The sequence below is a fragment of the Nocardiopsis sp. NPDC049922 genome (assembly GCF_040660275.1).
Taxonomy (GTDB): Bacteria; Actinomycetota; Actinomycetes; order Streptosporangiales; family Streptosporangiaceae; genus Nocardiopsis.
The window spans coordinates 137591-161639 of record NZ_JBFAME010000008.1 but is presented as its reverse complement, the minus strand read 5'-3'; the positions used below and the strand labels follow the sequence as shown (position 1 = coordinate 161639).

Sequence of the window (24049 nt, the reverse complement as noted above, 5' to 3'; positions counted from 1 at the left end):
TGATGTGGCCGCGATGGCTTCTAGGTTGTCCGCATGACGCAGACGACGCAGGACACGAACGTGGTGGAAGCGCTGGCCGCACGGGTCTCCGGACCGGTGCTGTCGTCGGCGGAGGACGGATACGACGCGGAGCGGACCGGGCTCCAACTCCTGGGCGGGCACCGCCCCTCGGCCGTGGTGGGGGCCGCCGACGTGGACGACGTGAGGACGGCCGTGGCCGTGGCCGCCGACCACGGGCTCCAGGTCGCGGTCCAGGCCAGCGGCCACGGGGTGGGCGTGCCCCTGGACGGGGGCGTCCTGATCAGCACCCGCCGCCTGGCGCGGGTGCGGGTGGACCCCGACCGGCGGACGGCGTGGGCGGAGGCGGGCACGCCCTGGGCCCACGTCATCGCGGCCGCCGCCGAGTACGGCCTGGCCCCGCTGTCCGGGAGCGCGCCGGGGGTCGGCGCGGTTCCGTACACGCTGACCGGCGGTGTGGGACTCCTGGCCAGGACCCACGGGTACGCCGCCGACCACGTCACGCGCCTCGACGTGGTGACCGCCGACGGTCGGGCGCGCCGGGTGTCGGAGCGGGAGGAACCGGACCTGTTCTGGGCGCTGCGCGGCGGTGGCGGCGCGTTCGGCGTGGTCACGGGGATGGAGATCCGGCTGTTCCCCCTGGAGCGCCTCTACGGCGGCAGCCTGTTCTTCGACGTCGACGGGGCGCCCGAGATCCTGGACGCGTGGCGCGAGTGGACCTCCACGGTCCCCGAGGAGCTGACCTCGGGGCTGACGAAGCTGGTCCTCCCCGACGTTCCGGGCGTGCCCGAACCGCTGCGGGGCAGGCACGTCGCCCAGGTGGCGGTGGCCTGGGCGGGCCGACCCGACCGGGGACCGGCCGTGGTCGAGCCGTTGCGCGCCGCCGGGCCGATCCTCGGCCAGACCCTGGGCGAGCTGCCCTACGCCAGGTCCGGGGAGGTGTACGCCGAACCCGACCACCCGCACGGCTTCCGGTCGCGCAACCTCCTGCTCGACGGGCTGGACCCGACGGCGACGGCGCGGTTGACCGAGATGACCGGCCCCGACCTGCCGTTCACGGCGGTGGTGGGGGTGCGCCACCTCGGCGGAGCACTGGCGCGGCGGCCGGAGCCGTCCAACGCGGTCGGCCACCGCGCCGCCGCCTACTCCCTGACCGTGATCACCGCCAACGGGGGCGGCGAGGAGGATCCGGGGGCGCGGGAGCTCCGGGACGGGGCCGCGTCGCTGTTCTCCGGGCGGGCGGTCGGACGCTCGCTCGGGTTCAGCTTCGGCCCGCTCGGCGACGGCGAGGTGCGGGAGGCCTTCGCGCCGGAGGACTTCCGGCGGCTGTCGCGGATCAGGGGCGTGTACGACCCGGACGAGGTGGTCCGGTCCAACCACCGGATCCCGCCGCTGGTGTGAGGCACGGGTCCGGCCGCGCCCCGCGCGTTCGGCCGGACCCGTGCCCACCTGCGTCTAGGCTGGTCACCGCTATGAACGATGAACAACAGCGGCCCCAGTCCCCGATCGGAGCCCACGTTCCGGTCGCGGGCGGCATGGCCACCAAGGGTCTGCCCTACGCCGAGGAGATCGGCGCCGAGACGGTGCAGGTGTTCGTGTCCAACCCGCGCGGGTGGGCGACCAACGGCGGCGACCCGGAGCAGGACGCCCGGATGCGGGAGCGCGCCGACCTCCCGCTGTTCGTGCACGCTCCCTACCTGATCAACCTGGGCGCGCCCAACGAGGAGACCGCGCAGAAGTCGGTCCGGTCCCTGGAGCACGCGCTGACCCGGGGCGGGGAGATCAACGCGCGCGGTGTGGTGGTGCACACCGGGTCGGCGGTCTCCGGCGGGCGCGAGGCCGGGCTGGAGCGGGTCCGCGACCGGCTGATGCCCCTGTTGGAACGGCTCGGCGGCGACGTCCCGCCGGTGCTCCTGGAGCCGATGGCCGGACAGGGCCAGGTGCTGTGCGCCACCGTCGACGACCTGGTGCCCTACTTCGAGGCCCTGGACTGGCACGACAACGTGGGCGTGTGCCTGGACACCGCCCACCTGTTCGCCGCCGGGCACGACATCTCCACGCCGGAGGGCATGCGCGAGACCCTGGACCGCTTCGGCGAGGTCGTGGGCGGGGACCGGCTGCGGGTGATCCACGTCAACGACTCCAAGGAGCCGTGCGGGAGCAAGAAGGACCGCCACGAGAACATCGGCGCCGGACACATCGGGACCCGGCCCTTCGGGGAGCTGTTCACGCACCCGGTGACCGCGGGGATCCCGCTGATCCTGGAGACGCCCGGCCCGGCGAAGCCGCACGCGGCCGACGTCGCCACGCTCAAGGAGCTGCGCGAGGGCTGACCCCGGGGGCGCGGTGGGGGTCGGCCGGGACGGCCTTCGCGGGCGTGCGCGGAACCGCCGCGCACCCCACCGTCGCCGTCCACGGGTATGGGCCACAATGGACGGACACGCCCGTGCGGGATGGGCCTCGCGCAATGGAAGGGAGCCCCGGATGGATCCGGTCTCCATGGTCGTCGGCGCCACGATCGCCCTCGGTGCGTTCGTGGCCGGTCGGATCGTCACCCGGCGCCAGGCGCGGCAGTCGCTCGAACAGCAGCGGCGCGAGGAACAGGCCCGGGCCCTGCACGGCGGGCCGCAGCAGCCCCAGCCGCTCTGCGGGTGCGGCCACCACCTGGTCTTCCACGACCGCGGGTCCAAGAAGTGCATGACGCAGGTGGTCATCCCCGGCCGTTGGACGGGGCAGAGCGGCTCGACCTACCGCCAGTGCATGTGTCAGGGCTACCGGGGTCCGATCCCGGTGGACGAGTACTACGCCCCGGACCTGCTGGAGGACAACGGCCCCTGACCGGCCCCGCCCGCCACGGCCCGCCGCCCCGCGCCGCCCCGGTCCGCGGGCAGCGCGCGGTGCGGAAGTCTGGACCACGGACCGCGCCGGGATGACAACCGTGCGTCCCGCCGCGACAATGTCCCAGCACCGACCAGCCAGAGAGTGGACGTTTACCCGTGACGACCCCTGTGACACCCACGATCGACCAGCGCATCGCCGACGAGCTCGGCGTGGGCGCGCACCAGGTCACCGCCGCCGTCGGACTCCTCGACGGCGGATCGACCGTGCCCTTCATCGCCCGGTACCGCAAGGAGGCGACCGGCGGGCTGGACGACGCGCAGCTGCGCACGCTGGAGGAGCGCCTGCGCTACCTCCGCGAGCTGGCCGAACGCCGGACCGCGGTCCTGGAGTCGATCCGCTCCCAGGGCAAGCTGGACGAGGAGCTGGAGGCGCGGATCAACGCCGCCGACTCCAAGGCCCGTCTTGAGGACATCTACCTCCCCTACAAACCCAAGCGTCGCACCAAGGCCCAGATCGCCCGCGAGGCCGGGCTCGAACCGCTGGCCGAGGGGCTCCTGGCCGACCCGTCGCTGGACCCGCGGGAGAGCGCCGCGGCCTACGTCGACGCCGACAGGGGCGTGGCCGACGCCAAGGCCGCCCTGGACGGCGCCCGCGCGATCCTGGTCGAGCGCTTCGCCGAGGACGCCGACCTCACCGGGCTGCTCCGTGAACGGCTGTGGAACCGGGGCCGCCTGGTGTCCGCCGTCCGCGAGGGCAGGGAGGAGTCGGGCGCGAAGTTCGCCGACTACTTCGCCTTCTCCGAGCCGCTGACCGAACTGCCCTCCCACCGCGTCCTGGCCCTGTACCGGGGCGAGAAGGAGGAGGTGCTCACCCTCACCCTGGAGCCGGAGGAGCCGCCCGCCGAGAGGGCCGACGGCACCACGCCCCGCAGCTCCTACGAGGACGCCATCGCCCACCACTTCGGCGTCGTGGACCGCGGCCGCCCCGCCGACCGCTGGCTCCAGGACACCGTCCGCTGGGCCTGGCGCACGCGCGTCCTGGTCCGCCTGGACATCGACGTGCGCATGCGGCTGTGGCAGCGGGCCGAGGACGAGGGCGTGAACGTCTTCGCCGCCAACCTGCGCGACCTGCTCCTGGCCGCCCCCGCCGGAACCCGCCCGACGCTGGGCCTGGACCCGGGCCTGCGCACGGGTGTGAAGGTCGTGGTCGTCGACGGCACCGGCAAGGTCGTGGCGACCGACACGATCTTCCCGCACGCGCCGCGCAGGGACTGGGAGGGCTCCCTGGCCACGCTGGCGCGGCTGAGCGCCGAGCACGGCGTGGAGCTCGTCGCGATCGGCAACGGCACGGCCTCGCGCGAGACCGACCGGCTCGCCGCCGACCTGCTCAAGCGCCACCCCGAACTCGGACTGACCAAGGTGATGGTGTCCGAGGCGGGCGCGTCGGTGTACTCGGCCTCCGCCTACGCCTCCGAGGAGCTGCCCGACCTGGACGTGTCCCTGCGCGGCGCTGCCTCCATCGCCCGCCGCCTCCAGGACCCGCTGGCCGAGCTGGTCAAGATCGACCCCAAGTCCATCGGCGTCGGCCAGTACCAGCACGACCTGGCCGAGGCGAAGCTGTCGCGCTCGCTCGACGCGGTCGTCGAGGACTGCGTGAACGGTGTGGGCGTGGACGTCAACACGGCGTCGGTCCCCCTGCTGACCCGGGTGTCGGGTGTGACCTCCACCCTGGCCCGCAACATCGTCGCCCACCGCGACGCCAACGGCCCCTTCCGCACGCGTGCGGCGCTGCGTTCGGTCGCGCGGATGGGCCCCAAGGCGTTCGAGCAGTGCGCGGGCTTCCTCCGGGTGCCCGACGGCGACGACCCGCTGGACGCCTCGGCCGTGCACCCCGAGGCGTACCCGGTCGTGCGGCGCATCCTGGACCGGACCGGCACGGACCTGCGGTCGCTGATCGGCGACGGGAAGGCGCTGTCGCGGATCCGGCCGCAGGACTTCGTCGACGACACGTTCGGGCTGCCGACCGTCACCGACATCCTCTCCGAGCTGGACAAGCCCGGCCGCGACCCGCGACCCGCGTTCACCACCGCGACCTTCAAGGAGGGCGTGGAGAAGCTGGATGACCTGGAGCCCGGGATGATCCTGGAGGGCGTGGTCACCAACGTGGCCGCGTTCGGGGCGTTCGTGGACGTGGGCGTGCACCAGGACGGCCTGGTCCACGTGTCGGCGCTGTCGCACCGGTTCGTCGAGGACCCGCGCGACGTGGTCAAACCCGGCGACGTGGTCCGGGTGAGGGTCCAGGACGTCGACATCCCGCGCAAGCGCATCTCGCTCACCATGCGCCTGGACGACGAGGCCCCCGGGGGGCGCGGCGGCCGGGGCGGCAAGGACGAGCGCGGCGGTCGCGGTGACCGCGGCGGCAGGGACGAGCGCGGCGGTCGCGGTGACCGGCGGCGCGGGGGAGGCGGCGGCCGGGGCGAGCGGAACCGGAACGACGCCCCCTCCGGCGCGATGGCCGACGCCCTGCGCCGTGCCGGTCTGAGCAAGTAGCGACCTCGCGCGCGGTGGCCGGGACCCGCGGGTCCCGGCCATCCGTCAACGGGGGTCGAGGGGCACGTCCCTCCACAGGTCGCGCACGGGCGAAGGGTCGGTCGGGTGGAGGTCGTCGACCAGGTCCCACACCCTGACCGGGGTCGCCTCGTCCGTCACCGGCGGCCAGCCCGGGTCCCCGGAGGCGGCGAAGGCGGCCCAGGCGTCCACCATCCGCTTGGACAGCGACCAGTGGTCGTCGGTGACCGCGTCGTCCAACAGGAACCGGGCCATGTCGGTGTCGAGCGTGCCGAACGCGAAGGGCAGGTCGAAGGCGTGGCAGGCGCCGAGCCTGCCGCCCAACACGGTGGTCTCGGCGGCCAGCCGGAAGAAGTGCGACCGGCCGCCTCCGGCCGCGTGCGCCTCGGCGAAGCGCACCGAGTACTCCGCGAACAGGGCGTCGCCCATGATCTCGTCGTACAGCTCGTCCAGGGTCGCCCCCGGGTACAGCGCCCGGTAGTCGGCGACCGCTCCCTCGGGCAGCCCCGCCCTGGCGGCGGCCCTGGTCAGGGCGGCCTCGTCGGCGATGCCCGGGCCCTCGCCCAGCCCGGTGAAGAGCCGGTACTCGTGCGCGTTGTGGCCGACGAGCAGGTCCACGTCGCGCGCCGAACCCCCGGCGACCGCCCGGAGCGGGGCGACGGGCAGTTCCGGCCCGCCGACCACGGGCGCGTAGCAGGTGAGGGTGCCCGGCCGACGCCGCAGGACGTCGTCGGTCGCCGCCAGGAGCCGTTCCGGGGGCAGCTCCGCGAGCGCCTCGGGCTCCAGCGGCGCCCCCGCCGCCTCGGCCACGCGCGCGGCGACGGCTCGGGCGGACTCCGCGGTCACCATGTCACTCGGAACGCTGTGCGCGACGGCCCGGCGGAAGTATCCGCGTGCCAGGGGCGAGGCCATCAGGCACGCGACCGCCCCCGCCCCGGCCGACTCCCCGGCGACCGTGACGCCGTCGGGGTCCCCGCCGAAGGCCGCGATGTTGTCGCGGACCCAGCGCAGGGCGGCGATCTGGTCCAGGAGGGCCCGGTTGTCCGGCCGTTCGGGCACGTGGCCGTACCCCTCGAACCCGAGGCGGAAGTTGACGCTCACCACGACGAGCCCGTTCTCGGCCAGCCGGGTGCCGTCGTAGGTCGGTTCCGCGGAGGACCCGACGATGTAGGCGCCGCCGTGGATCCACACCAGGACGGGAGCCCGCTCCCCCTCCCGGGCTCCGCTCCACACGTTGAGCGTCAGGCAGTCCAACGAGGTCTCGGACCCCCAGGGATGGGCGCCGATCATGCCGACGCTCTGCGGCGCGGGGGGACCGAAGTGCGCGCAGTCGCGCACGCCCTCCCACTCCGGCGCGGGCCGGGGCGCGGCGAACCGGTGCGCCCCGAAGGGCGCCGCCGCGTAGGGCAGCCCCCGGAAGACGGTGACGTCACCGTTCGCGGAACGCGCCGAGGGAATGCCCCGAACCCGTCCGCCCTCCGTCGTCACGATCCGTTCGACGTCCACCAGTGGCCTCCCGTCAGGTCTCCCGCCCCTCTTTCCTAACAACGTCAGGTTTGTCGCGCAAGGGGCGTGACGGGCACGGCGCCCGTCCCGAGGGTGACGCGTGCGGACGGCGCGCCCGTGACATACCATCCAGTCGGTACGTCCAGACGAGCGGAGACCCACCATGCGCGCCATCCAGATCACCGAGTTCGGCGGACCCGAGGTCCTCGTCCCCGCCGAGCTCCCCGACCCCGAGCCGGGACCGGACGGGATCCTCGTCGAGGTGTCCCGCGCCGGGATCAACTACGCCGACACCCACCAGGCCGAGAACAGCTACCTCGCCCCCTCCTCGCTCCCGATGGTCCCGGGCGCCGAGATCGCCGGACGCGCCCCCGACGGCCGCCGCGTCGTGGCGATCGTCGGCGGCGGGGGCTACGCCGAACGCGCCGCGGCCATGCCGGGCACGACCTTCGACATCCCCGACGGGGTCTCCGACGAGGCCGCGCTCGCGCTCGTCGTCCAGGGCGCGACCGCGTGGGTGCTGCTGCGCAGGAGCGTGCGGATGGACCCGGGCGAGTCCGTGGTGGTGCACGCCGCCGCGGGCGGGGTGGGCACGCTCGCCGTCCAACTCGCCAGGGCGTTCGGCGCGGGCCGGGTCATCGCGGTCGCCGGCGGCCAGGCCAAGCGCGACCTCGCCCTCGACCTGGGCGCCGACGCCGTCGTGGACTCCGCGGCGCCCGACATGACCGAGGCGCTCGTCGCCGCGAACGGGGGCCGGCGGGTGGACGCGGTCCTCGACATGGTCGGCGGCCGGGTGACCGACGAGAGCGTCCGGGCGCTGGCCCCGTTCGGCCGCCTGGCGTTCTACGGGATGGCCTCGCGCGAGGATCCCGAGCCGGTGCGGCTGCCCAACCTCATGCGGTTCTCCACCACCGTCGCCGGGATGTGGCTGCCGCACGCCTGGACGCTGCCGGGCGACGTGGTCGGCCAGGCCATGGCGGAGCTGTTCGCGATGGTCGCCGACGGCCGCCTGCGACCGGTCGTCGGCGGGACCTACCCCCTGTCCGAGGCGCGCCGGGCGCACGAGGACCTGCGCTCGCGCGGGACGGTCGGCAAGCTGACCCTCGACCCGTCGGTCTAGGGCGTGTGTGGTGGATGCTGCCCGTCGCGAGCGGCGCATCCAGTGCGGCTGTCGCAAGGCCGAAGAAGGAGTCAGCCTGGGTTGGCTGTCGACTGATGAGAACGCAGCGAGAGTTGTGCTGGGGCGACGCACAGCAGGGCAAGTGTCCGCCATACACGCCCTAGGGTCCGGCCCGGCGCCGTCGTCGCGCGTCGCGGCCGCACGGACCCTTGTGGCGCGCCCGTGACTCCCCGTAGGATCCCTCTGTGCATACCGACCAGTCGGTTTAAGGAGAACCAGATGACATCCCGGTTCGGCGGGCGGACCGCCATCGTCACCGGCGCCAGCCGCGGCATCGGTCTGGGCATCGCCCGACGCCTCGTCGACGAGGGCGCGCGGGTGTGCCTGACCGCGCGCGGCGCCGACGCCCTGGACGAGGCGGTCAAGGCCCTGGGCGGCCCCGACCACGCCGTCGCCGTGCCCGGCAGGGCCGACGACCCCGAGCACCAGGACGCCGCGGTCGCCGCCGCCATGGAGGCCTTCGGCAGCGTCGACCTGCTGGTCAACAACACCGGCATCAACCCGGTGTTCGGCCGGCTGATCGACCTGGACCCGGCCGCCGCGCGCAAGATGGTCGAGGTCAACGTGCTGTCCGCGCTCGCGTGGGTCCGCGCGGCGCACGAGGCGTGGATGGCCGACCACGGCGGCGCGGTCGTCAACGTCTCGTCCGTGGCCGGGACCCAGCCCTCGCCCGGCATCGGCTTCTACGGAGCCACCAAGGCGATGCTCAGCCACATCACCGCGGAGCTGGCCGTCGAGCTCGCGCCGGACGTGCGCGTCAACGGGGTGGCCCCCGCCGTGGTCAAGACGCGCTTCGCCTCCGCCCTGTACGAGGGGCGCGAGGAGGAGGTCTCCGCCGCCTACCCCCTGGGCCGCCTCGGCGTCCCCGAGGACGTGGCCGGCGCCGTCGCCTTCCTGCTGTCCGACGACGCCGCCTGGATCACCGGCCGCACGCTCGTCCTGGACGGCGGCGTCACGCTGACCGGGGGGTTCTGAGATGGAGCTGCACGAACGCGGGGCCGTCGTCACGGGGGCGGGCAACGGGATCGGGGCCGCGCTCGCGCGCCGACTGGCGGAGGCGGGGGCGCGCGTGGTCGTCAACGACCTGGACGCCGCCGCGGCCGAGGCCGTGGCCGCCGAGATCGGCGGGGTGGCCGTGCCGGGCGACGCGGCGAGCGAGGGGGGCGTCACGGCGCTCATCGCCGAGGCGGGCGCCCACCTGGGCGCGATCGACCTCTACGTGGCCAACGCTGGCGTGGGCATCGGGTTCGGCCCCGACACGGCGGAATCCGACTGGGACCTGTCCTGGCAGGTCAACGTGATGGCGCACGTGCGCGCCGCGCGCGAGCTCCTGCCGGGCTGGCTGGAGCGGGGCCAGGGGCGGTTCGTGTCCACCGTCTCGGCGGCGGGGCTGCTGACGATGCTCAGCAGCGCGCCCTACTCGGTGACCAAGCACGCCGCCCTGGCGTTCGGCGAGTGGCTGTCGGCCACCTACGGGGACCGGGGCGTCACCGTGCAGTGCGTGTGCCCGATGGGGGTGCGCACCGCGATGCTGGAGGCCAGCGGGGAGACCGGGAAGGCACTGATGGACGCGGACGCGATCACCCCCGAGGAGGCCGCCGACGCGGTCATGGCGGGGCTGGCGGACGGGCGCTTCCTCATCCTCCCCCACCCGCAGGTCGCCGGGTACTACGCGGCGCGGGCCACCGACACCGACGGCTGGCTGGCGGCGATGCGGCGCCTGAGGGCGAACGTCTTCACCGGGGAGGACGGGGCGTGACCGAGGAGCTTCCCGGACTGGATCCCGAGCGGCTGCGGGCGTACCTGGACCGCGCGGCGCCCGGGCTGGTCGCGGGCCCGCTGAGCGGCCACGTCATCGCGGGCGGCAAGTCCAACCTGACCTACGTCGTCGCCGACGGAACGGGCAGCTGGGTGGTGCGCCGCCCGCCGCTGGGGCACGTGCTGGCGACCGCGCACGACATGACGCGCGAGTACCGGGTGATGACGGCGCTGCGCGACACCCCCGTCCCCGTCCCGCGCACGTACGCCCTGTGCGAGGACCCCGACGTGCTCGGGGCGCCCTTCTACGTCATGGAGCACGTGGCGGGCACCCCCTTCCGCACCCGCGACGAGATCGCGGTGCTGGGCGCGGAGCGGACCCGCGCCGCGGCGGAGTCGCTCGTGGCCACGCTGGGCGCGCTGCACGCGGTGGCGCCCGAGAAGGTCGGGCTCGGTGACTTCGGCCGCCCCGTCGGCTTCCTGGAACGCCAGGTGGGGCGGTGGCGCACGCAGCTCGACGCCTCGCGCAGCCGCGACATCCCCGGGATCGACGAGCTGCACGAACGCCTCGCGCGGACGATCCCCGAGCAGTCGGCGCCCGCGATCGTGCACGGCGACTACCGGCTCGACAACGTCCTGGTCACCCCCGAGGGCGATCTCACGGCCGTCCTGGACTGGGAGATGGCCACCCTCGGGGACCCGCTCGTGGACCTGGGGCTGATGCTCGTCTACCGGGAGCAGACCACCGACGTGGGCGGCGACTCCGCGCCCGCGACCTCCGCCGAGGGATTCCCGTCCTCGGCCGAGCTGGTGGAGCTGTACACGGCGGCCACCGGTCGCGACGTGTCCCGGCTCGCCTGGTACGTGGCCTTCGGCTGCTTCAAGCTCGCGGTGATCGCCGAGGGCATCCACCTGCGGCACAGCCGGGGCCTCACCGTCGGCGCGGGCTTCGACCGGATCGGCGCGATGGTCGCGCCGCTGGTCGAGCGCGCCCACACCACCCTGAGGGAGGAATGATGGACTTCACCTTCGACGAGGAGACCGAGCGGCTGCGCGCGCGGCTGCTGGCCTTCATGGACGACCACGTCTACCCGGCCGAGCCGGTGCTGGAGGCCCAGCTCGCCGAACGCGACGACCCGTGGTCGACCGCGCCGGTCGTCCGCGAACTCCAGGAGAAGGCCCGCGGGCAGGGGCTGTGGAACCTCTTCCTGGCGGGCCACCCCGAACACGGGGGCGTCCCCAACCTCACCTACGCGCCGCTGGCCGAGATCACCGGCCGCAGCCCCCGGCTGGCCCCCGCCGCGCTCAACTGCGCCGCCCCCGACACCGGGAACATGGAGGTGCTGGCGATGTTCGGCACCGAGGAGCAGAAACGGCGGTGGCTGGAGCCCCTGCTGGAGGCGCGGATCCGGTCGGCCTTCGCGATGACCGAGCCGGACGTGGCCTCCTCCGACGCCACCAACATCGCCACGACCATCACCCGCGACGGCGACTCCTACGTGGTCAACGGCCGCAAGTGGTACATCACCGGGGCGCTCAACCCGGACTGCGCGGTCCTCATCGTCATGGGCAGGACCGATCCGGACGCCGAGCGGCACCGGCGGCAGAGCCTGGTGCTCGTGCCGCGCGACGCCCCGGGCGTGACCGTCCGGCGGGGCATGAGCGTGTACGGGTACGACGACGGCGACCACGGCGGCCACGCCGAGGTGGTCTTCGAGGACGTGCGCGTGCCCGCCGACCACCTGGTCGGCGGCGAGGGCGACGGGTTCGCGATCGCCCAGGCCCGTCTCGGTCCCGGGCGGATCCACCACTGCATGCGCGCCATCGGCATGGCCGAGCGGGCCCTGGAGCTGACCTGTCGGCGGGTGCTGGACCGGGTGGCGTTCGGGCGTCCGCTGGCGGACCAGGGGGTGGTGCGCGAGTGGATCGCCGAGGCGCGGGTCAGGATCGAGCAGCTGCGGCTGCTGGTGCTCAAGACCGCCTACCTGATGGACACCGTGGGCAACCGGGGCGCCCACACCGAGATCCAGGCGATCAAGATCGCCACGCCGCGCACGGTGGAGTGGATCCTGGACCGCGCCATCCAGGCGCACGGGGCGGCGGGGGTCAGCCAGGACCTTCCGTTGGCCGCGTGGATGGCGGGCGTCCGGGCACTGCGGTTCGCGGACGGTCCGGACGAGGTGCACCTGAGGTCCCTGGCCCGCGCCGAGCTGGCGCGGTACCGGTAGTTCCGGCCCCGGGGCACGCGCCCGGCGCGCGTGCCCGGGGCCGCGCCCTCCGTCAGTCCTTCGGGCGCAGTCCGCTGATGAGCAGTTCGGCGAAGTGCCGTCCGACGTCCTCGCCGGACAGGGCGCCGTCCTTGCGGTACCAGGTCCCCAGGTGGTGCACCGATCCGAAGAAGTAGTCGACGACCAGGTCGGCGGGCACGTCGTCGCGGAAGGCCCCCTCGTCCTGGCCCTGCTGGACCAGGTCGCGGAACAGCTCGTGGTAGCGCCTGCGCTCGGCGCGCACGGTGCGCTGCTTGTCCTGGTCCAGCTGGTGCATCGAGCGGAAGAAGATGACGGTGTCGTCCAGGTTGGCGACGCTGGTGACGATGACGTCGGCCGCCGCCTCGCGCACGCGCTCGGTGACCGGGGCGTCCTGGGCGGCGATCCGGACCAGGTGCTCGGTCTGCATCCGCAGCACGCGCGCGTAGACCTCGTAGAGCAGGTCGTCCTTGGAGCCGAAGTAGTGGTACATCGCGCCCTTGGTGACCCCGGCGGCCGCGACGATCTCCTGGACGGAGGTCCCCTCGAACCCCCGCTGGGCGAACAGCCGCGTCGCCGCCCCGAGCAGCCGCTCGGGCACCGCCCCGCGTTCGGGCACGGCCCCGGCCTCCGATCCGGCCGTTCGCTGTCCTCGCGCCATGTCCAGCCTCACCTCGCACCCCCGGACGGGGCGAATCGCCACCGACCAGGACAGCATACCGACCGGCTGGTACCCCATGCACGTGCCGACGCACGGGCCCGCGGACGTCACCCGTCCGTGAACTGCTCGGCGAAGGCGGCCGAGGGCTCGATCGGGGTGATGACGTCGACGAGGACGCCGCTGGGGTCGGCCACGATGAAGTGCCGCTGGCCGAAGTCCTCGCTGCGCAGGGACAGCTGGGGCGTGAGCCCGCCGCGCTCCACGAGCCGTTCCCACTCCGCGTCCACGTCCTCCACCTCGATGTTCAGCAGCAGTCCGCGCACGGGGAAGCGATAGGCCTCCGGCAGCGTGGGGTGCGTGTGGTCGAGGAGGGCGAGTTCGTGGGCGGGCGGGCCGGGGCGGCGCAGACTCACGTACCAGTCGGCCTCGAAGGTCACCTCGAAGCCGAACAGATCCGTGTAGAACGCCCGCGTCTCGTCGATGCGGGACGTGCAGATCACCGGGTAGAAGCTGGTCAGGCGCATGGTCGACTCCTTTTCACGTACTCTCGGTATGTGAAGGTATGCTATTGACGTACCAGAGGTATGTCAAGAGGGAGGGGACCCGATGGCCGCGACCACCCGCGCGCTGCAGAGGGAACGGACCCGGAGGGCACTGGTCGGGCACGCGCGTCGGCTGTTCGCCGAACACGGATACGCCGAGGTGGGCCTGGCCCAGGTCGTCGCGGCGGCCTCGGTGACCAAGGGCGCCCTGTACCACCAGTTCGACGGCAAGGCCGACCTGTTCCGCGCCGTCCTGGAGGAGGTCCAGGCGGAGGTCGCCGCGGCGGTGGCGGACGCCGCCGAGGCCCACGACGACCCCTGGCTCCGGCTCACCGCGGGGTGCCGGGCGTTCCTCACCGCCAGCACGGACCCACGGGTGCAGCGGATCATGCTCGTCGACGGCCCCGCCATCCTCGGCTGGGACACCTGGCGGTCCATGGACGAGGCCGGGTCGGCCCGCCACCTGGCCGAGGCGCTCACCGCACTGGCCGACGCGGGCGTGCTGCGCCCGCAGCCGATCGCACCGCTCGCCCACCTGCTCTCCGGCGCGATGAACGAGGCGGCCCTGTGGCTGGCCTCGTCCGGAACCGACCGCGACCTGGAGGACGTGTGGACGGCCCTGTCGGGGATGCTGGACTCGCTGCGGACCGACACGGCCACGCGCGGTGGGCGATAGGCTGGCCGGCATGTCGGAGCGCGCGCGGGAGGAGCGGGAGTTCAAGGCCGACTTCGTCCGGCGCTTCTCCGAGTACTGGCAGTCGCAGGGCCGCCCCCGCGCCGAGGGGCGCATCGTCGGCTTCCTCCTGGTCGCCGACCGCGAGGCGGTCACCGCCGACGAGATCGTCGAGGGCGCCCAGGTCAGCCGCGGGTCGGTCTCGCAGTCCGTGCGCCGCCTGGTGGACCTGGGCTTCGTGACCCTCAGGGAGGCGCCCGACCGGCGCTCGCGGCTGATCACCATGGACGAGGACGTCTGGGGCGGCTTCCTGCGCAACGAACGCGGCTACCTCAGGCAGCAGCGCGAACTGGCCCGGTCGGCGCTCGACCGGCTACCGGGGCTGAGCCCACCCTCCCGCACCCGCCTGCGCAACATGTACGACTACATGACCTGGCTGGACGACTACCACGACACCCTCCTGGCGCACTGGGAGGAGTACAAGGCGCGGCGGGACCGCTGATCAGGTGCGCTCGTGCGGGATGACCAGCGGGGTCCCGGTGCGCGGGTCGGGCACCACGTCGCAGGCCAGCCCGAAGACCTCCCCCACCAGGCGCGCGGTGACCACGTCCTCCGGCGTGCCGTCGGCGACCACGCGACCGCCCGCCATCATCACCAGGCGGGTGGCGAACCGGGCGGCCTGCGCCAGGTCGTGCAGGACCGCCACGACGGTCCGCCCCTTCCGATGCAGGTCGGCGAACAGCTCCAGCAGTTCGTACTGGTGCGCGATGTCCAGGTAGGTGGTCGGCTCGTCCAGCAGGAGGACACCGGTGTCCTGGGCCAGGACCATCGCCACCCACGCGCGCTGGCGCTGCCCCCCGGACAGCGACCCCACGAGGGAGTCGGCGAGGTCCGCCGTCCCCGTGAGCTCCAGCGCCTCGTCGACCGCCTCCTCGTCGCGCGGACTCCACTGCCGCAGGAGCGTGTGGTGCGGGAACCGTCCGCGCGCCGCCAGCGCCCGGACGGTGATGCCCTCCGGGGCGAGGGGGCTCTGCGGCAGGAGCGCCAGGCGCCGGGCGACCGCCTTGGCCCGCTGGGCGCGAACGTCGCGGCCGTGCAGCAGCACCCGCCCGGACACCGGCCTGTTCACCCGCCCCAACGCCTTGAGCAGGGTGGACTTCCCGCAGCCGTTGGGACCGACGATGACGGTGAACTCCCCCTCGGCCACCTCCAGGTCGAGGTCGCGCACGACCGGGTCGGCCCCGTACCCCAGGGTCAGGCCCTCCGCGGCCAGCACCGGACCGTTGCCCTCGCTCACACGACACCCCTTCGCCATTCACGAACCAACAGGTAGCACAGATACACCCCGCCCAGCGCCATGGTCAGGACGCCGACCGGCAGCCCCTCGGCCGCCGGGACCTGCTGCACGACCAGGTCGGCCGCGGCCAGCAGGAACGCCCCGACCAGGGCGGACACCGCCAGGTTCGGGCCGGGCACACCGGTCGTCCGGCGTGCGATCTGCGGCGCGGTCAGCGACACGAACGCGATCGGGCCCGCGACCGCGACGGCGGCGGCCGACAGCACCACCGACAGCACGATGGCCGCCGTGCGGGTGCGCCCGGCCCGCGCGCCGAGGGAGTCGGCCAGCTCGTCGCCCATCTCGTTGACCGCGACCGGTCCGGCCAGGGCCAGGGCGAACGGGACGGCCGCGGCCAGCGTGATCCCGATGGTCGCCGCGTGGTCCCACGACCGCGCCCCGAGACTCCCGTAGAGGTAGGCGGACAGGACGGCGGCCTCGTTCCTGGCCAGCACGGCGACGACGTACTGGGTGAAGGCGTGCGCCATGGCGGCCACGCCGATGCCCGCGACGATGAGGCGGCCGGGGTGGCGCAGCCCGGTGCCGGTGGCCAGGGCCACGAGGACCATGGCCAGCGCCGATCCGGCCAGCGCCCCCAGGGGGACGGACACGGCGCCGGGCAGCAGCAGCGCGGCGACCGCCGCTCCGGCCCCGGCGCCCGCGCCCAACCCGATCACGTCCGGGCTGCCCAGCGGGTTGCGGGTGACCGACTGGAACAGGGCGCCCGCCATGCCCAGGGCCGCGCCGGCGCCCAGGGCGACGGTCAGGCGCGGCCCGCGCAGACGGTCGAGCACGAAGGTCTCCGTGGCCTCCCCGGCCCCCGCGACGACGGCGGGCAGTCGGCCGAGCGGGATGCCGAGACGGCCCAGCGTGAGCGTGAGCGCGGCGGTCCCCGCCAGGAGGAGGACGTACAGGGCGGCCCACAGGAGTGCGCGCGCGTGGAGCGGCAGGGCGATCCTCCGCCCCACCCTCAGCACGGGACCGGTCCGGCGTCTCGTCGCCCGGCTCACGTCGTCCCCCGCATCCGTCGTACCGCGTACAGGAGCACGGGAGCGCCCACGAAGGCGGTGACCACGCCGACCATGAGCTCGATCGGCCGGGCGACCGTGCGGCCCACGACGTCGGCGAGCAGCAGCAGGGTGGGGCCGACGAGCAGGGCGAACGGCACCTGGAGGCGAAAGTCCACACCGACCGCGGCGCGGACGACGTGGGGGACGGCCAGGCCGACGAACCCGATGGGTCCCACGGCCGCGGTCGCCGCGGCCGCCAGGACGGTCGCCGCGAGGAGGGCGGCGGCGCGCACCGCCGCGGTGTTGGCCCCCGTGGACACGGCGGCCTCCTCTCCCAGGGCCAGGGCGTTGAGTCCGCCGGCCGCGAGCAGGGCCACGACGGTCGCGGCGGCGATGGCGGGCAGCACCGTCAGGGAGACGTCGAGGTCCCGTCCGGCCAGGGAGCCGACGACCCAGTACCGGTAGGTGTCGAACACCTCGGGCATACGCAGTGCGACCGCCTGCACGTAGGCGGTCAGGACCGCGGAGACCACCGCTCCGGCCAGGACGAGGCGGGCCGCCCCGCCGTCGCCGCCCCGGGTGCCGACGGCGTGGGCGATGAGTCCGGCCACGATCGCGCCGGGCAGCGCCCACCAGAGCGCCCCGGTGGTCGTGGTGGGTCCGAACAGGGCGGTGGCGGTGACCACGGCGGCCGCGGCCCCGGCGTTGACGCCGAGCAGACCGGGGTCGGCGAGCGGGTTGCGGGTGACGCCCTGCATCAGGGTGCCCGCCAGGGCCAGCGCGGCTCCGCAGAGGGCGCCCACGACGGTCCGCGCGAGGCGGCTCGCCACCACGGCGGCGGTGAACTCGTCCGCCTCGCCGGTCAGGACCGCCCACAGTTCGGCGGGCGGTGTGGGCCGCCCGCCGAGGGCGAGGCTCAGGACGACCGCCCCGGCCAGGGCCGCGGCACCGGCGCCAAGCGCGACGGCGGTGCGGGCGGGACCCCTCCGGGGCGGTGCCGGGAGTGTCTTCACGATCGCTCCGTCAGGGAGGTCAGCCGTCGACGTTCTCCGCGGCCTCCTGGATCAGGGGCACGTAGCGGTCGATGACCCAGGGGACGGTGAGCGGGTTGATGATCGAGGACGCGGTGACGAAGGAGGTGTCGTCGCTGGCGACCACGGAGCCGCGTTCGATGGCCGGGATCGCCGCGTACAGGTCCTGCGCCTCGATCTCGGCGCGAGTCTCGGGGTCGGTGTAGAAGGTGAAGATCAGGTCGCTGCCGTTGAGCTGGTCGGCGTTCTCCAGACCGATGACCGCCGAGTCGGTGCCCTCGGTCTCCGGGAAGGTCTCCACGACCGGGTCGACGGTCAGCCCCATGTTGCTGACCATGGCCACGCGCTGCTCGGTGGGCATGAGCACGCCCAGGGTGCCGGGGCCGTCGGTGTAGACGTAGGAGAAGACGAGGTCCGCGAACTCGGGGTTGTCCTCGGCGACCGCGGCGAACCGGTCCTCGATGTCCTCGATCAGTCCGGCGGCCTCGTCGGGCTGGCCCAGCGCGGTGGCGACGACCTCGATCTGCTCGTCCCACTCGGCGTTCCACGCCTCCTCGGCGTAGGCGACCGTGGGCGCGATGTCGGTGAGGACGTCGTACTGCTCCGGGGTGATCCCGGACCAGGGGGCGAGGATGACGTCGGGCTCCAGTTCGATGACGGCCTCGAAGTCGATGTCGTCGGCCCCGGCGAACTGGGTGGGCAGCTCGTCGCCCGCCTCGGTGACGGCCTCGTGGATCCAGGGCAGGTAGCCGGTCTCGTCGCTGCCCCACGGGTAGCTCTCGATGCCGACGGGGGTGACGCCGAGGGCGATCGCGGTCTCGGCGGAGCCCTGTCCGAGGGTGACCACGCGCTCGGGCCGCTCGGGGATCTCCGCCGAGCCGAGGGCGTGCTCGACGGTGACGGGGAAGGCGCCGTCAGCCGAGGCGGAGTCGCCTCCGCCCTGCTCCGCCGGTCCGGCGCCGCAGGCGGCGAGGCCGAGGGCCAGGAGGGCGGTCGATCCGAGAGCGCCGAGGCGGCGCGGGGTGGAGTCCATGCTGACGCTGCTTTCTTCGTGACGGGGGAGGGTCGCCTCGTGTCCGGAGGGCCGCGCGGGGACGGGGGTCCCAGGGGCGACGCGCGGGGGGATGGACCAGGACGGACCTGACGACAACCAAGGTAAGTCTAACCTCACTTCCCCGTCATTTCAAAAATTCTGAAACCGCCCGACGGGCCACGCCCGCGCCCCAGCGGCGCGCGACCCCCGTCGGGACCGCGCGCCGTCGCCCTCCGCGACCACGGGGAACGTGTGAAGGGTCACACTCCGCGACCGGCGAACCGCACGCGATTGCGCGAGTATCAGATATCTGATTATAGTCAGCATGCTTCCTTCTGATCGATATCAGTCACCTCTGCCCGTGGAACCTCGCAAGGAGTCGTCATCGTGTCCGGACCCCCAACCGCGCAGGCGACGGGAATCGGTCGGTCCTGGCTGCCGCTGGTCCTGGTGTGCGTCGCCGCGGCGCTCCTGCCCGCGGCCCTCACCGGATCGTCGGTCGCCCTCCCCGACATCGGCACCGACCTGGAGACGGACCTGGCTCCGTTGCAGTGGGTCGTGCACGCCTACAACGTGATGTTCGCCAGCTTCATGCTGGCCAGCGGCGGCCTGGCCGACCTGTTCGGCCGCCGCCTGATGTTCACCCTCGGACTCTCCCTCTTCGCCCTGTCCTCCCTGGTCAGCGGATTGATCAGCGACATCGTCCTGCTCGACGTCCTGCGCGGCGTCTCCGGCGCCGGCGCGGCCGCGGTGATGACCGCCGGGTCCGCCCTGCTCGCCCAGGTCTTCACCGATCCGGCCACCAGGGCGCGCGCCTTCAGCATGCTCGGCGCCTCCTTCGGCATGGGGCTGGCGCTCGGCCCCTCGACCGCGGGGCTGCTCGTCGGCGCGTTCGGCTGGCGCGGGGTGTTCATCGCGCAGGCGATCATCGCCGGTCTCGTCCTGCTGGGCGTGGCCAAGCTCCCCGAGTCCAGCGACCCCGACGCCACCCGCGTCGACTGGTGGGGCGCGGTCACCTTCACCAGCAGCCTGTTCCTGCTGACGCTCAGCGTGGTGGAGGGGCCCCAGCGCGGGTGGGGTGACCCGGTCGTACTCGGCGGCTTCGCCCTCGCGGCGGCGCTCATGGTCGCGTTCGTGGTGGCCGAGCGGGTGCAGCGGCGCCCGATGTTCGAGCTCTCCCTGCTGGGCAACCCCCGCTTCATCGCGGTGTGCCTGGTGCCGGTCCTGCTCGCCTTCGGCTTCGTGTGCCTGCTGGTCTTCCTGCCCTCCTACTTCATCGGCGTCAACGGGATGTCCCCGCAGGGTTCCGGCCTGACGATGATGCTGCTGACCGTCCCGGTCATGGGGCTCCCGCTGTTCGCGGGCCAGATGCTGCGCTTCATCCCCGTCGGCTGGCTGCTCGGCCTGAGCATGCTCCTCATCGGGCTCGGCGCCGCCTGGCTCACCACGCTCACCCCCGAGACCGCACTGGTCGGGCTGCTCGGCCCGCTCATGGTGATCGGCTCCGGCGTCGGCGTCTCCTTCGGCATCATCGACGGCGCCGCGGTCAGCTCCGTCGAACCCGCCCGCGCCGGTATGGCCGCCGGGATGTTCAACACCATGCGCCTGGCCAGCGAGGCGATCGCGGTCGCGGGCATGGGCGCCTTCCTGGTCAGCCTGACCCAGACCAACCTCACCGAACAGCTGCCCGCCGTGACCTCCGACGAGGCGCTCGACATCGGCGCCCTGGCCAACCAGGTCGCCCAGGGCGACCTCACCGGAGCGGCCGGAACGGTCACCGGCGACGAGACCGAGGTGTTCGGCGTCATGGCCGCCTCCTACACCGACGCCTTCCAACTCACGCTGTGGATCCTGGCGGCGGTCTGCCTGGCGGGCGTGCCCTTCATCATCGGCCTGCTGCGCGAGCCCCGGCCCTCGGCGGGCGAGGGCGCGCCCGCAGGAGCCGGCACCGCCGCGTCCACCGACCGGACCCCCGACGCGGACACCGACACCCCCGTCCCCACGCCGCGCTCCGAACCCGCCGGAGACGCGCACTGAGACCCGCGGGCCCCGGCCCGCACCCCACATCAACGCCAACCCCCAGTCCTTTCCGGGACGACGCAGTTCTCACAAGGAATAGGAAGGCCATCATGCGACGGATCAACAAGGCGATCTTCGCGTCCGCGACCGCCCTCGGGCTGGTCGTCGTGCCCGCCGCCGGCTCGGCGCTCGCCGAGCCCGACACCTCGGCCCAGGGCGGTGGGGACATCATCCAGCTCCCCGTCACCTTCGAGGTGGAGAACGTCAACCGGTCGGCCGTGCAGTGCAACACCGACGGCGAGACCTACGAGGTGGCCGGTCACCTGACCGCGCCCGCCGACGCCTTCCGCGGCCGCCCCCGCGACCTCACGGTCACCATGTACCAGCACGGCATCGCCGGCGGCGAGTGGTACTGGAACATGGACATGGAGGGTTACAACCACGTCGAGGAGATGGCCGAGCGCGGCCACATCTCCGTCAGCATCGACCGGCTCGGCTACGACGACAGCGGCGTCCCGAACGGCTACGACACCTGCATCGGCGCCCAGGCCGACGTCACCAACCAGATCGTCGAGCAGCTGCGCGAGGGCGACTACGAGCTCGACCGCTCGGTCGACCGGGGCGCCATCCCGGGCCGCCACATCCCCGAGTTCGACAAGGTCGTCCTCGCCGGTCAGTCCAACGGCGGTCTGATCGTCAACATCGCCGCGATCTCGTTCGGCAACGTGGACGGCCTGTCCGTGCACGGCTGGGGCGACCTCGGCTTCACCCCGGAGGCCGACGAGCGCTTCATCGCCGCGACCGGCGGCTGCCTCCAGCGGATGAGCCCGGCGATGGAGGACCCCCGCCCCGAGCTGCCCGAGGGCTACAACTACTACGACAACGGCACCGAGGAGTTCCTGACCGGTAACTTCGCCGACGCCACCCCGGAGATGCTGGAGGCGGTCACCCCGCTCCAGAACGCGCACCCGTGCAACGACATGTCCACCATCACCTCGGCGATCTACGTCGACCTGATGCGCATGGACGAGATCGACGTCCCGGTGCAGATCGTCTTCGGTGAGGAGGACGCCCGTATCCAGGATGTCCAGCTGCAGGCCGACCTGTACAGCGGTTCGCCCGACGTCCGCACCCTGGTGGTGCCGGACGCCGGTCACTACATGGGCCTGGAGCGCAACGCCGAGACGGTCTTCGAGGACATGGACGCGTGGCTGACCGAGTCCATCGGCTAGGCCTCGACGCCCCGCGCCGACACTGAACGGGACCGACTCCCCCACGGGGGTCGGTCCCCTTCGTCGTGCGGCGGGATGTGCCAGGGTGAGGCCAGGCGCCGTCGCGGAGGGCGCGGCGGGTGAAGGGGGCGACCATGTGTCTGCGTGGAACCGGTGAGACCGTCCGATCCCGGAGTGGGGAGGCGGTCGCGACCGACCCCCCGAGCGCTCCGGCGGCTCCCCGCCCCTGGCCGTCCGACCACCGGCGGATCGTCGACCTCAGCCACGTGGTGTCGCCGTCGATGCCCACCTTCGACGACGAGAAGCCGCGCCGGGAGCCGACCGGGCCCGTCCAGGCCGACGGCGCGTTCGGGTTCTGGTTGCAGCGCTGGACGCTGACCGAGCACACGGGCACCCACCTGGACGCGCCGGCGCACGTGATCGGGGGCGGCAGGACCGTCCCTGAGATCGCGCCGCACGAACTGGTCGTCCCCGCCGCGGTCATCGACATCCGGGCACGGGCGGCCGAGGACCCCGACACCGTGGTCACGGTGGACGACGTGCTGGCCTTCGAACGGGTCCACGGGCCGATCCCGGCCGGGGCGGCGGTGCTGATGAACTCCGGCTGGGACGCGCGCTGGCCCCAGGGTGACGGGGCCGTGCGCGGCGTGGGCGAGGACGGCGCCTGGCACTTCCCCGGCTTCGGGCCGGAGGCCTGCGAGTACCTCGTGTCGCGGCGCGGTGTGTCCGGGGTGGGCGTGGACACCCTGAGCACCGACCCGGGGACCACGACCGAGTACCCCGCGCACGAGGTGGTCGGACGGGCGGACCGGTGGGGGCTGGAGTGCCTGCGGGGACTGGACCAGCTGCCGCCGAGCGGCGCGACCCTCGTGGTCGGCGTGCTCCCGGGTGAGGAGGCCTCCGGTGGCCCGTGCCGGGTGCTGGCGATGTGGTGACTCAGGCGGAGCGGCGTCGGGAGCGTCGGGCAGCGGCTCGGCCACCCCGGCGGTCCGTCCGGGGCACCGCGGGACGTTCGAGCAGACGGTGACGGTGCCCCGGGTGCGCCGGGCCATCGTCCCCCCTCGACAGCACGTCCACCCATCGTACGCCGGGATGCGTGGGGCATCCGGATACCCGGAGCATCCGGACCGGGCACGACCCGGAGCGCGGGTGGGCCGGAGGGCGCCGTCAGGAGGAGACGTGGCCCGCGGTCGGCTCGTGGTCCTGTGGTGTCTTCCCTTCACCGGTCGACCGCGATCCCGGTGTCCTTCCCCCTCCATCCACGCTACACCCCGAGCACCCGTCCGCGCCGCCGGAACGACCGCCCGACCGGCGCCGGGAACGCGTCCGTTGACCCGGGACGCCATCCGTGTTGGGGTCGGAGCATGGAGACCTTCGCCGCCGTCGAGTTCGACGCCTGGGCGGTCCAGCGCCCGGGGCCGGTCGCCACCCGTCCGCTGCGCCGCGTGCGGCGGACGGTCCGACCGCCCACCGGGCACCAGATCGTGGTGCGCGTGCGCACGTGCGCCGTCTGCCGTACCGACCTGCACCTGGCCGAGGGGGACCTGCCGCCGCGCGGGCCGGGCACGGTGCCCGGACACGAGGTCGTCGGCGACGTGGTCGCCTCCGGGGAGGAGGCCGGTCGGCTGGCTCCGGGGACACGCGTGGGGGTGGCCTGGCTGGCCGGTACCTGCGGGGCGTGCCGCCACTGCCGACGCGGCGCCGAGAACCTGTGCCCCGACTCCACCTACACGGGGTGGGACACCGACGGCGGCTACGCCCGGTACCTGACCGCCGACGAACGCTACGCGCACCCGCTGCCGGAGGGGCTGGACGACGCGACCGCCGCGCCGCTCCTGTGCGCGGGCATCATCGGCCACCGCGCGCTCGCCCGCGCGGACCTGCCCGCCCGGGGGGTGCTCGGGATCTACGGGTTCGGCGCCTCCGCACACCTCACCGCGCAGGTCGCGCTCACCGGGGGCGCGCGCGTCCACGTCATGACCCGGTCGGAGCGGGCGCGGGAACTCGCGCTGCGCCTGGGGTGCCACTCGGCCGCGGGGGCCCGCGACGCCCCGCCCGAGCCGTTGGACTCCGCGATCCTGTTCGCCCCCGTCGGCGACCTGGTCCCCACCGCGCTGGCGGCGCTGGACCGCGGCGGGACGCTGTCGATCGCGGGCATCCACCTGAGCGACGTGCCGCCGCTCAACTACCGGGAGCACCTCTTCCAGGAGCGCACCGTCCGCAGCGTGACCGCCAACACGCGCGCCGACGCGCGCGCGTTCCTCGCCTTCGCCGCCGAGCACCCGCTGACCGTCGAGACCACGCCCTACCGGTTCGAGGACGCCGACCGGGCCCTGGCCGACCTGGCCGCCGACCGCGTCACCGGCGCCGCCGTCCTGGTCATGGCGGACGACTGA

Annotated in this window: 22 protein-coding genes; 15 read left to right on the top strand and 7 right to left on the bottom strand. The window is 73.7% G+C overall.

All coding sequences use genetic code 11. The features are described 5' to 3' along the window. Window positions 1–33 precede the first annotated feature (33 nt). The 4 genes from AB0I72_RS16815 (at window position 34) to AB0I72_RS16800 (ending at window position 5408) form a co-directional block, all read left to right on the top strand. Window positions 34–1419, top strand: a complete 1386-nt coding sequence (locus AB0I72_RS16815; protein WP_358568862.1) for an FAD-binding oxidoreductase — start codon at window positions 34–36, stop codon at window positions 1417–1419. Window positions 1420–1490: 71 nt separating this feature from the next. After that, window positions 1491–2351 (top strand): deoxyribonuclease IV, encoded by an 861-nt coding sequence (locus AB0I72_RS16810; protein WP_358568859.1) that lies wholly within the window; start codon window positions 1491–1493, stop codon window positions 2349–2351. Window positions 2352–2502: 151 nt separating this feature from the next. Next, window positions 2503–2856, top strand: a complete 354-nt coding sequence (locus AB0I72_RS16805; RefSeq protein WP_358568857.1) for a hypothetical protein — start codon at window positions 2503–2505, stop codon at window positions 2854–2856. A gap of 158 nt (window positions 2857–3014) precedes the next feature. Beyond that, complete coding sequence (locus AB0I72_RS16800; protein ID WP_358568855.1) at window positions 3015–5408, top strand: Tex family protein; 2394 nt, start codon at window positions 3015–3017, stop codon at window positions 5406–5408. A 45-nt stretch (window positions 5409–5453) separates the two neighbouring features. On the opposite strand, the gene AB0I72_RS16795 is transcribed toward AB0I72_RS16800, so the two are convergent. After that, entirely contained in the window at window positions 5454–6932 is a 1479-nt protein-coding gene (locus AB0I72_RS16795; RefSeq protein WP_358568852.1) for a carboxylesterase family protein, read from the bottom strand. A gap of 163 nt (window positions 6933–7095) precedes the next feature. Between AB0I72_RS16795 and AB0I72_RS16790 the strand changes: the two genes are divergently transcribed. From AB0I72_RS16790 to AB0I72_RS16770, 5 genes are all read left to right on the top strand, one after another. Beyond that, window positions 7096–8052 carry an NADPH:quinone oxidoreductase family protein gene (locus AB0I72_RS16790; RefSeq protein WP_358568849.1) on the top strand — a complete coding sequence of 319 codons (957 nt, stop codon included), beginning with the start codon at window positions 7096–7098 and terminating at the stop codon, window positions 8050–8052. 279 nt (window positions 8053–8331) lie between these two features. After that, the gene (locus AB0I72_RS16785) at window positions 8332–9087 is read left to right on the top strand and encodes an SDR family oxidoreductase (RefSeq protein WP_358568846.1); all 756 of its coding nucleotides are present in this window, start codon (window positions 8332–8334) and stop codon (window positions 9085–9087) included. A 1-nt stretch (window position 9088) separates the two neighbouring features. Continuing rightward, on the top strand, window positions 9089–9871 hold the full coding sequence (locus AB0I72_RS16780) for an SDR family oxidoreductase (RefSeq protein ID WP_358568843.1): 783 nt from the start codon (window positions 9089–9091) through the stop codon (window positions 9869–9871). Continuing rightward, entirely contained in the window at window positions 9868–10887 is a 1020-nt protein-coding gene (locus AB0I72_RS16775; RefSeq protein WP_358568840.1) for a phosphotransferase family protein, read from the top strand. The genes AB0I72_RS16780 and AB0I72_RS16775 overlap by 4 nt, the downstream gene beginning before the upstream one ends. Further along, the gene (locus AB0I72_RS16770) at window positions 10887–12098 is read left to right on the top strand and encodes an acyl-CoA dehydrogenase family protein (RefSeq protein ID WP_358569244.1); all 1212 of its coding nucleotides are present in this window, start codon (window positions 10887–10889) and stop codon (window positions 12096–12098) included. Before AB0I72_RS16775 ends, AB0I72_RS16770 begins: the two co-directional genes overlap by 1 nt. Window positions 12099–12150: 52 nt before the next feature. Here AB0I72_RS16770 and AB0I72_RS16765 read toward each other — a convergent pair whose 3' ends face one another. After that, window positions 12151–12777 (bottom strand): TetR/AcrR family transcriptional regulator, encoded by a 627-nt coding sequence (locus AB0I72_RS16765; RefSeq protein ID WP_358568837.1) that lies wholly within the window; start codon window positions 12775–12777, stop codon window positions 12151–12153. Between the two features lie 107 nt (window positions 12778–12884). Next, a complete protein-coding gene (locus AB0I72_RS16760; protein ID WP_358568834.1) occupies window positions 12885–13301 on the bottom strand; it encodes a VOC family protein in 417 nt (138 codons plus the stop codon). Between the two features lie 82 nt (window positions 13302–13383). Here AB0I72_RS16760 and AB0I72_RS16755 point away from each other — a divergent pair, with 82 nt between their 5' ends. Continuing rightward, a complete protein-coding gene (locus AB0I72_RS16755; RefSeq protein ID WP_358568831.1) occupies window positions 13384–13995 on the top strand; it encodes a helix-turn-helix domain-containing protein in 612 nt (203 codons plus the stop codon). A gap of 10 nt (window positions 13996–14005) precedes the next feature. Next, complete coding sequence (locus tag AB0I72_RS16750; RefSeq protein WP_358568828.1) at window positions 14006–14494, top strand: MarR family transcriptional regulator; 489 nt, start codon at window positions 14006–14008, stop codon at window positions 14492–14494. Here the strand turns inward: AB0I72_RS16750 and AB0I72_RS16745 are convergent, their stop codons facing one another. Genes AB0I72_RS16745 through AB0I72_RS16730 form a run of 4 tightly spaced genes read right to left on the bottom strand, consistent with a single transcriptional unit; the run spans window position 14495 to window position 18402 of the window. After that, window positions 14495–15289: an ABC transporter ATP-binding protein gene (locus tag AB0I72_RS16745; protein WP_358568825.1), complete on the bottom strand. Its 795-nt coding sequence runs from the start codon at window positions 15287–15289 to the stop codon at window positions 14495–14497. Beyond that, window positions 15286–16305 (bottom strand): iron chelate uptake ABC transporter family permease subunit, encoded by a 1020-nt coding sequence (locus AB0I72_RS16740; RefSeq protein WP_358569241.1) that lies wholly within the window; start codon window positions 16303–16305, stop codon window positions 15286–15288. Before AB0I72_RS16740 ends, AB0I72_RS16745 begins: the two co-directional genes overlap by 4 nt. 29 nt (window positions 16306–16334) lie before the next feature. Then, window positions 16335–17351 (bottom strand): iron ABC transporter permease, encoded by a 1017-nt coding sequence (locus AB0I72_RS16735; protein WP_358568822.1) that lies wholly within the window; start codon window positions 17349–17351, stop codon window positions 16335–16337. A 19-nt stretch (window positions 17352–17370) separates the two neighbouring features. Then, on the bottom strand, window positions 17371–18402 hold the full coding sequence (locus AB0I72_RS16730; RefSeq protein ID WP_358568819.1) for an iron-siderophore ABC transporter substrate-binding protein: 1032 nt from the start codon (window positions 18400–18402) through the stop codon (window positions 17371–17373). 387 nt (window positions 18403–18789) lie between these two features. Between AB0I72_RS16730 and AB0I72_RS16725 the strand changes: the two genes are divergently transcribed. The 4 genes from AB0I72_RS16725 (at window position 18790) to AB0I72_RS16710 (ending at window position 24049) form a co-directional block, all read left to right on the top strand. Continuing rightward, entirely contained in the window at window positions 18790–20439 is a 1650-nt protein-coding gene (locus AB0I72_RS16725; RefSeq protein ID WP_358568816.1) for an MFS transporter, read from the top strand. A gap of 92 nt (window positions 20440–20531) precedes the next feature. Further along, the gene (locus tag AB0I72_RS16720; RefSeq protein ID WP_358568814.1) at window positions 20532–21653 is read left to right on the top strand and encodes an alpha/beta fold hydrolase; all 1122 of its coding nucleotides are present in this window, start codon (window positions 20532–20534) and stop codon (window positions 21651–21653) included. 134 nt (window positions 21654–21787) lie between these two features. After that, window positions 21788–22588: a cyclase family protein gene (locus AB0I72_RS16715; RefSeq protein WP_358568811.1), complete on the top strand. Its 801-nt coding sequence runs from the start codon at window positions 21788–21790 to the stop codon at window positions 22586–22588. Window positions 22589–23017: 429 nt separating this feature from the next. Next, window positions 23018–24049 carry a zinc-binding alcohol dehydrogenase family protein gene (locus AB0I72_RS16710; protein WP_358568808.1) on the top strand — a complete coding sequence of 344 codons (1032 nt, stop codon included), beginning with the start codon at window positions 23018–23020 and terminating at the stop codon, window positions 24047–24049.